General features: G+C 71.1%; 10 protein-coding genes and 1 pseudogene. 7 read left to right on the forward strand and 4 right to left on the reverse strand.

The genetic code is table 11. The features are described 5' to 3' along the window. Positions 1 to 483: anti-sigma factor domain-containing protein (locus tag AC2W7M_RS16115; RefSeq protein WP_486133224.1), on the forward strand; the 483-nt coding region annotated here is incomplete at its 5' end. A gap of 10 nt (positions 484 to 493) precedes the next feature. Here AC2W7M_RS16115 and AC2W7M_RS16120 read toward each other — a convergent pair. Then, entirely contained in the window at positions 494 to 1681 is a 1188-nt protein-coding gene (locus AC2W7M_RS16120) for a GGDEF domain-containing protein (protein ID WP_486133225.1), read from the reverse strand. Between the two features lie 257 nt (positions 1682 to 1938). Between AC2W7M_RS16120 and AC2W7M_RS16125 the strand changes: the two are divergent. The 6 genes and pseudogenes from AC2W7M_RS16125 to AC2W7M_RS16150 form a co-directional block, all read left to right on the forward strand. After that, positions 1939 to 2139, forward strand: a pseudogene (locus tag AC2W7M_RS16125) (agmatinase); the annotation flags it as partial. After that, complete coding sequence (locus AC2W7M_RS16130) at positions 2088 to 2918, forward strand: agmatinase (protein ID WP_486133226.1); 831 nt, start codon at positions 2088 to 2090, stop codon at positions 2916 to 2918. The pseudogene AC2W7M_RS16125 and the gene AC2W7M_RS16130, both read left to right, overlap by 52 nt. 64 nt (positions 2919 to 2982) lie before the next feature. Continuing rightward, a complete protein-coding gene (locus AC2W7M_RS16135; RefSeq protein ID WP_486133227.1) occupies positions 2983 to 3147 on the forward strand; it encodes a hypothetical protein in 165 nt (54 codons plus the stop codon). Positions 3148 to 3162: 15 nt separating this feature from the next. Then, a complete protein-coding gene (locus AC2W7M_RS16140) occupies positions 3163 to 4122 on the forward strand; it encodes a calcium:cation antiporter (protein ID WP_486133228.1) in 960 nt (319 codons plus the stop codon). Between the two features lie 82 nt (positions 4123 to 4204). After that, positions 4205 to 4615, forward strand: coding sequence for an NADH:ubiquinone oxidoreductase subunit NDUFA12 (locus AC2W7M_RS16145; protein WP_486133229.1), 411 nt, complete (start codon positions 4205 to 4207; stop codon positions 4613 to 4615). Between the two features lie 100 nt (positions 4616 to 4715). Beyond that, positions 4716 to 5279: a DUF2155 domain-containing protein gene (locus AC2W7M_RS16150; RefSeq protein ID WP_486133230.1), complete on the forward strand. Its 564-nt coding sequence runs from the start codon at positions 4716 to 4718 to the stop codon at positions 5277 to 5279. Here the strand turns inward: AC2W7M_RS16150 and aat are convergent. The 3 genes from aat to AC2W7M_RS16165 form a co-directional block, all read right to left on the reverse strand. Continuing rightward, complete coding sequence (gene aat, locus AC2W7M_RS16155; RefSeq protein ID WP_486133231.1) at positions 5216 to 5887, reverse strand: leucyl/phenylalanyl-tRNA--protein transferase; 672 nt, start codon at positions 5885 to 5887, stop codon at positions 5216 to 5218. The genes AC2W7M_RS16150 and aat overlap by 64 nt on opposite strands. Before the next feature lie 57 nt (positions 5888 to 5944). After that, entirely contained in the window at positions 5945 to 7123 is a 1179-nt protein-coding gene (locus AC2W7M_RS16160) for a pyridoxal phosphate-dependent aminotransferase (RefSeq protein WP_486133232.1), read from the reverse strand. Between the two features lie 6 nt (positions 7124 to 7129). After that, the coding region (locus AC2W7M_RS16165; RefSeq protein WP_486133234.1) for a hypothetical protein at positions 7130 to 7340 on the reverse strand (211 nt) is incomplete at its 5' end.

Raw genomic sequence — 7340 nt, forward strand, 5'->3', positions numbered from 1 at the left:
GCGCCTGCCGCGCCGCCGCAGGAGGCAATCGAGCCGGTCCGGGACGGCGTCCGGATGGCCGATGGCCCGCCGGTGGCGGCGGTCCTCGCCATCGTCGCGGTCGGGCTGGCCGGGATGACCGCCTACCGGCAGTGGATCTGGCCCCGGATGGGCGACTTCGTGGCCATCCTCCAGCCGCAGGCGACGCCCGCCGTGGCGGTGCGGGTCGATCCGGAAAGCGGGGTCGTGTTCGTGCGCGCCTTCGCGCCCCCGCCGCCGGAAGGCATGGCCTACCAGCTGTGGCTGCGGCCGAAGGGCGAGCGGGCGGTGCGGCTCGGCGATTTCTCCTCCGGGCTCGCGGTGCGGGCGCCGGCACTCGGCGCCGTGGACCGGGGCACGCTCCGCACGGCGACGGTGGCGGTCACGCTCGGACCGGCCAACGGGGCGGCAACCGGGGAGGCGCCGGGGACGGTGGTGTTCGAGGGGCGCCTCGTTCCGGAATAGGCCGCGCCGGTCAGGCGTGGGCGTGGGCGGTGTGGATCTCGAAGACCGGTTTGCCTGAGGGCGAGAAGGTGATCACCCGGTTCCGGCCGAGACGCTTGCCCTCATAGAGCGCATGGTCGGCCTGCTGGATCAGGTCCTCCACGTCGCCGGGGATGGCGCCGGTCGGAGAATAGCTGGCGGTGCCGATCGTCACCGTCACCGGCACCGCCTGGCTCCGGAACGGCGGCAGTTCGGACTGGGCCACCGCCCGCAGGCGCTCGGCCACGGCGCGGGCGTCCTCGGCGTTGGCGCCGGGCAGCACCACGCAGAATTCCTCCCCGCCATAGCGGCCGATGAAGTCTCCGGCCCGCAGGGCCTCGCGGGCTCGGCCGGCGAAGGCCCGCAGCACCGCGTCGCCCGCCAAATGCCCGAAGCGGTCGTTGACCGACTTGAAGTGATCGAGGTCCACCATCAGGACGGAGAGCGGCCGGCGCCGGGTTTGGGCCTCCTCCAGCAGGGCGCGGGCGCGCTGCAGGGTCATGCGGCGGTTCACCAGCCCGGTGAGGGAATCGTGCGAGGCGAGCCGGTCGAGCACCATGAACAGCGAACCCATGCCCCAGGAGACCGCGAGGCAGATCGCCAGCAACAGCAGGACCGCCTGGGGATTGCCGCTCAAGGCCGCATCGGGCGTGAGCGCGCCGCTCAGCACGCCGACGCAGCGCGCCAGATGGAGCAGCGCGAAGCTGCTCAGCAAAACGGCGCCGATCATCCGCGACACGACCGGCGCGCCAGCTTCCGTCTGCAGCAGGATGACGCTGCCCATGCCGGCCCAGGCCGCGACGATCAGCGAGACGATGGTAATGCGCACAGCGGCCTGGTCGCCGAAGGCGAAGGACGCGGCGAGCAGAGCGGTTCCGAGCCCGGCCGCCGCCGCCACCAGCCACATGTGTGGCGCGCGCCCGTCGAACACGCGGATGCCCGACAGCACCAGGCCGAGACCGAGGAAGATCAGCCCGTTGCCCACCAGCGAGGAGACCTGGAGCGGCAGGGGACCTCGCAGGAAGACGATGAAGCAGCCGGCGCCGAAGCACAGGCTGGCGCCGGCCCAGTGGGACAGCGCCTCCGATTCCGCCCGGACGCACGCCACCGCCTGCATGGCGCCGACCAGCAGGCTCAAAAGGGTGGCCATCAGGAAGAGTGTCGGAACGTCAAGCGTCATCGCGCCCCGGTTGCTCCCCTGCCTGCGTCGCCCGCGATGATTGCCAAGCTAAACGAATTGATGAAGCCGGCAATGGGCAAGACTGTGTCCCTGATGCGGTAGCGGCGTGGCGCATGGGCGCGGCGGGCGCGCCCCGGTGCACGATCGGCAGGGCCGGCCTCTGGATCGCGGGCCGAGACTGAGAGATACCAGTGCGATCGCGGTCCGGCCGAGGCGCGCGGCCCGCGCCGCACCGTCCGCAGGAGGAGAGTTTTTCCATGGCCGCCCCCGCCTTGCCCCGCCCCGTGGACCGGGCGCTCGATCCCGGCTTCCGCCACGGCCAGTCGACGGAGCCGAACTATTCCGGCGCCGCCTCGTTCCTGCGCCGGCGCTATGCGCGCGACGGAGGCGGCGCCGAGGTGGTGGTGTGGGGCGTGCCGCTGGACGTCACGGTGTCCAACCGGCCGGGCACCCGCTTCGGGCCGCGCGCGCTGCGCGCCGCGTCCACCATCCTCGATGGCGACCCCTTCTATCCTTCGGCTTCGACCCGTTCGCGGCGCTCGACGTGGCGGATGCGGGCGACTGCGTGTTCGACTACGGGCTGCCAGCCGGCATCCCGCCGGCCATCGCCGCGCAGGCGGCGGCGCACTATGCGCGCGGCAGCCACCTGGTGACGCTCGGTGGCGACCATTTCCTCACCTATCCGCTGCTGCAGGCGCTGACCCAGCGGCTCGGCGGGCCGGTGGCGCTGGTGCAGTTCGACGCCCACCAGGACACCTGGGACGATGCCGGCGACCGGGTCGACCACGGCACCATGATCACCCGCGCGGTGAAGGACGGCCTGATCCTGCCGGAGCGCTCGGTGCAGGTGGGCATCCGCACCCACGCGCCGCAGAGCTACGGCATCGAGATCATCGACGCGCTCACGGCGGGGGAGATGGGGCCGGCGGCGCTCGCGGCGCGCATCTGCGCGCGGGTGGGCGACGCGCCCTGCTACCTGACCTTCGACATCGACGCGCTTGACCCGGCGTTCGCGCCCGGCACCGGCACGCCGGTCTGCGCCGGGCTGTCGACGCGCGAGGCGGTGTCCTGCCTGCGGCGCCTCGGCGGCCTCGACCTCAAGGGGTTCGACGTGGTGGAGGTGTCGCCGCCCTACGACCATGCGGAGATCACCGCGCTTGCCGGGGCGACGCTCGCCAGCGCCTATCTCTGCCTCCTTGCCGAACGCAAGGGAAAGGGATTCAGCCCGGCGCCATAGGGCGCCGCTACGCCGCCCGTGCGTTGCGGCATGTCGCTGCGGTACGCTTGTGCGGTGCGGCGTGATGTGCGAGACCGCCGGCTTTCCTGGCGTGGAGGCGCATGTGGGCGGACACCGGACCGGGCGGGCGGACTATGTGATGCCGGCCCTGGCGCTTGGGTTGGCCCTGGCGCTGGTGCTCTGGCCGGACCTCGCGCCCGAGCACCAGGGGCCGGCGCCGCCGCGCTGAGCCTGCTGGGCGACCGTGCTGCTCACCGGGGCGGCGTTCGCCACCGTGGCCCATTCCGACGTGGTGGCCGCGCGCCTCGGCCAGCCGTTCGGCACGCTGGTGCTCACCTTGTCGGTGACGGTCATCGAGGTCTCGGTGATCGCCTCGCTGATGGTCCACCAGGAGAACAACCCGACGCTCGCGCGCGAGTCGGTGCTCTCGGTCATCATGATCGTCACCTCGGGCATCGTCGGGCTGTGCCTGCTGCTCGGCGGCTTCAAGCACCGCGAGCAGGAGATCGCGCAGCAGGGCGTCACCGGCTATCTCTCGGTGATCATCGCCCTCGGCGTGATGCTGCTGGTCCTGCCCAACGAGACCCACGCCCACACCCGCGGCACCTTCACGCCGTTCCAGCTGGCGTACATGGCGTTCGTCTCTATCGGCCTCTACGGCCTGTTCCTCTACATGCAGACGGTGCGCTACGCGGAGCATTTCGGCGCCCAGCAGGTGGGTCACGGGCGCGAGGCGCCGGACCCGCGCCGCTTCGCGATCGCTCTGGTGATGCTGCTGCTCAGCCTCGGCGCGGTGGTGGCGCTTTCGCGCCATGTGGCGGCGGGGGTGGAGACCTTCCTCGGCCAGTTCCAGCTGGCCGATCCCGACGCGGTGAAGGGCGCGCTGCTGGCGGCGCTGGTGCTGATGCCCGAAGGCATCAGCGCGGTGCGGGCGGCGGCGCGCAACCACCTCCAGCACAGCCTCAACATCGCCCTCGGCTCGGTGCTCGCCACCATCGCGCTGACCATTCCGGCCATGGCGGCGATCAGCATCTATATCGGCAAGCCCATGGTGCTCGGCCTCGATTCCGAGGACCGCACGCTGATGGTGATGACCTTCGTGCTGTGCATCCTCTCGTTCGGCACCGGGCGCACCAATGCGCTCACCGGCATCGTCCATCTCATCGTGTTCGTGGTCTATGTGATGCTTCTGTTCGTGCCGTGAGCCTGCGCGCTTGTCGCCGGTGGACAGGGCAAGGGCGAGGTGGCATGTTCCCGGCCGACGTCGCAAGCGAGGCGAAAGCGCAGTGAAGACCCTTCTGCTCTATATCTTCACCTGGTGGGAGAGGCAGACCGTGGGCACCTGGTGGTGGACCCGGCGGTTCGGCGAGCATGTGGGCGACGATGCCTTCGGCAATCGCTACTACCGCACCAAGGGCGGCGCCATCGATCCGACGCTCGGCTTCGAGCGCCGCTGGGTGATCTATAACGGCTATGCCGAGGCCTCGACCATTCCCCCCGGCTGGTGGGGCTGGATCCACCACCGCGTGGAGACCCCGCCCTCCGAGGAGAACTACACGCCCCGCGACTGGCAGAAGCCGCACCGCCGCAATTTGACCGGCACGCCGGGCGCCTACCGCCCGAAGGGCTCTGTGCTCGCCGGCGGCATGCGGCCGCGCGTGACCGGCGACTACAAGGCCTGGACGCCGGGCGAATAGGGTGGCGGTGCGGATTTCCTCCCGGTTCGAGGTGGCCCGTCTCATGGTGACGCGTCTTGCGGCGGCATGTTTTGCGACGGGATTTCTTGCGGCTGCGGCCGTGGGCGTCGTCGGCCTCGGCGCGCCTCCCGCCGTTGCGCAGAGCCAGCGCCAGGGCATCGAATCCCAGCCGGTCCCGCCGCCTGGCGGTCTCGTGCCGCGCCAGCCCATCCAGCCGCGACCGCAGGCGGCACCCCAGGCCCAGCCCGCGCCGCCCGCCGCCGGCCCGCAGGTGGAGACCTCCCCGGACGGCGACGTGACCGTGGTGCAGCCGCCGTCGGTGAAGATCGCCAACTCTTTCGCGGTGTTCGCCGGGCTCGACAAGATCACTGGCCGCATCCGCACCTTCGACGTCGCCATCGGCGAGACCGTGCAGTTCCCCAACGAGCACGGCCTGCAGGTGACGCCGCGCGTGTGCTACACGCGCCCGGCGACGGAGCAGCAGAACACCACGGCCTTCGCCGAGGTGAACGAGGTGACGCCCAAGGGCGAGGCGCGGCGCATCTTCACCGGCTGGATGTTCGCATCGAGCCCGGGCCTGCACGGCGTGGAGCACCCGATCTATGACGTCTGGCTGGTGGGCTGCAAGGCGCCCATCCCCGACACCGCGGCGGGCCAGCGGTAGAAGTCGCCCTCGGTCTGGAGCGCCTGGTCGAGCAGGCGGTGATACTGGCGCCGCGACACCTCCAGCGCGCCGAAGCTCTTCAGGTGGCTGGTGACGAACTGGGTGTCGAGCAGGCGGAATCCGCCCGCGTTCAGCCGCCCGACCAGGTGCACCAGCGCCACCTTCGAGGCGTCGCGCTCGCGGTGGAACATGCTTTCGCCGAAGAAGGCGCCGCCGAGCCGCACGCCGTAGAGCCCGCCCACCAGCCGCCCGTCGCGCCAGGCCTCCACCGTGTGGCAGCGCCCGCGCTGGAACAGTTCGCCGTAGAGCCGGCGGATGCGCTCGTTGATCCAGGTCTTCTCGCGCCCCTCCTGGGGCTCGGCGCAGCCGTCGATGACACCCTCGAAGTCGGTGTCGACGCGGATCTCGAACTTGTCGGAACGCACCGTGCGGGCGAGCCGGGAAGACACCTGGAAGGCATCCAGCGGGATGATGCCGCGCCGCTCCGGCTCGATCCAGTAGAGGCCGGGATCGTCCGCGCTCTCGGCCATGGGGAAGATGCCGCAGGCATAGGCCTTCAGCAGCACGTCCGGGGTGATCTCGACGATCTGGTCTGACAGGCGGCTCATGGCCTCAAGACTAGCATCAATTCGCGCGACATCATGGCAGCGCGGCGCCGGCCACCCTCACCCTTTGGCGAGGAACGTGCCGATCCGCGCCACCGCCTCGCGCATGTCGGCCGCCGCGCCGGCATAGGAGATGCGCAGATACTGGTGGCCGTGGAACGGGTCGAAGTCCACGCCCGGGGTCAACGCCACATGGGCGGCGTCCAGCAGCCGGGTGGCGAAGTCGAGGGAATCGGAGGTGAAGTCCGAGGCGTCGGCATAGAGGTAGAACGCGCCGTCCGCCGGCAGGAAGCGCGTCAGCCCCACCTTGGGCAGGCCCTCGGTGAGGATGCGCCGGTTCTCCACATAGCTCTGCTTGATGGCCTCCATCTCGGCGCGGCCCTCGAAGGCGGCGTCGGCGGCGATCTGGGAGAGCGTGGGCACGGAGATGGAGAGGTTCTGCTGCAGCCGCTCCATGGTGCGCACCAGAGCCGGTGGCACCACCATCCAGCCCACACGCCAGCCGGTCATGCAGAAGTATTTCGAGAACGAGTTGATGACCGTCACGTCGTCGCCGAACGCCGCCGCCGTCACCGCCGGGAAGGCATAGTCGAGGCCGTGATAGATCTCGTCCGAGATGAAGGCGATGCCGAGCTCCCGCGCGCAGTCGATCAGCGCCGAGAGCGCCGCGCGGTCCATCATGGTGCCGGTGGGATTGGCCGGGCTCGCCACCAGCACGCCGGCGAGCGGCGCCTCCTTGTGCGCCTGGCGCAATTGCTCCGGCGTGAGCGCGTGGCGGTCCTCCGCATGGGTCTCGATCAGCACCGGCTCGCAGCCGAGCGCGCTCAGCACGTGGCGGTAGGGCGGATAGCCCGGCGCGGCGATGGCGACCCGGTCGCCGGCCTCGAACAGGCCGAGGAAGGCAAGGATGAAGCCGGCCGAGGAGCCGCTCGTCACCACCACCCGCTCGGGATCGAGGGCGTGGCCGTAGGCGTCGGCATAATGCCGGGCGATGCGGGCGCGCAGCGCCGGGATGCCGAGCGCGGTGGTATAGCCCACCTGGCCGGCGGCCAGCGCCGCGGCGGCGGCATTGCGGGCCACCAGCGGGGCAGGGGCGGCGGGCTGGCCCACCTCCAGGTGGATCACCTTGCCGCCCGTGGCCTCGATGCGCGCGGCGCGCTCCATCACGTCCATGACCATGAAGGGGGCGACGGCGCTGCGCCGGGAGGGGGCGACGGGGCGCGGGCCGGGAGCATGCATCGGCGTTCACTTCCTTGCGGGCGGCGGCACGGCGCGGGCAAGCGCCGTCTTGCCGCCGCAATCTGTCTGTCCGTAAGCGGGGGTCGCCCCCAACGTGACGACGGGCGCATTGACCCGGCGCACGCGATCCAGGAGCGCCACGCCGGCCTCCATGACCATGGGACCGGAGGTCGCGGTGACGACGCGGGCCTCGACGCCGGGAAAATGTCGGCCATGG

It is taken from the genome of Xanthobacter sp. BG11Y11_SDJG (assembly GCF_057364445.1).

Coding starts and splice junctions, on each gene's coding strand:
- AC2W7M_RS16120 (WP_486133225.1), bottom strand. CDS start 1,681: ATGACGCTTGACGTTCCGACACTCTTCCTGATGGCCACCCTTTTGAGC.
- aat (WP_486133231.1), bottom strand. CDS start 5,887: ATGAGCCGCCTGTCAGACCAGATCGTCGAGATCACCCCGGACGTGCTG.
- AC2W7M_RS16160 (WP_486133232.1), bottom strand. CDS start 7,123: ATGCATGCTCCCGGCCCGCGCCCCGTCGCCCCCTCCCGGCGCAGCGCC.
- AC2W7M_RS16135 (WP_486133227.1), top strand. CDS start 2,983: ATGTGCGAGACCGCCGGCTTTCCTGGCGTGGAGGCGCATGTGGGCGGA.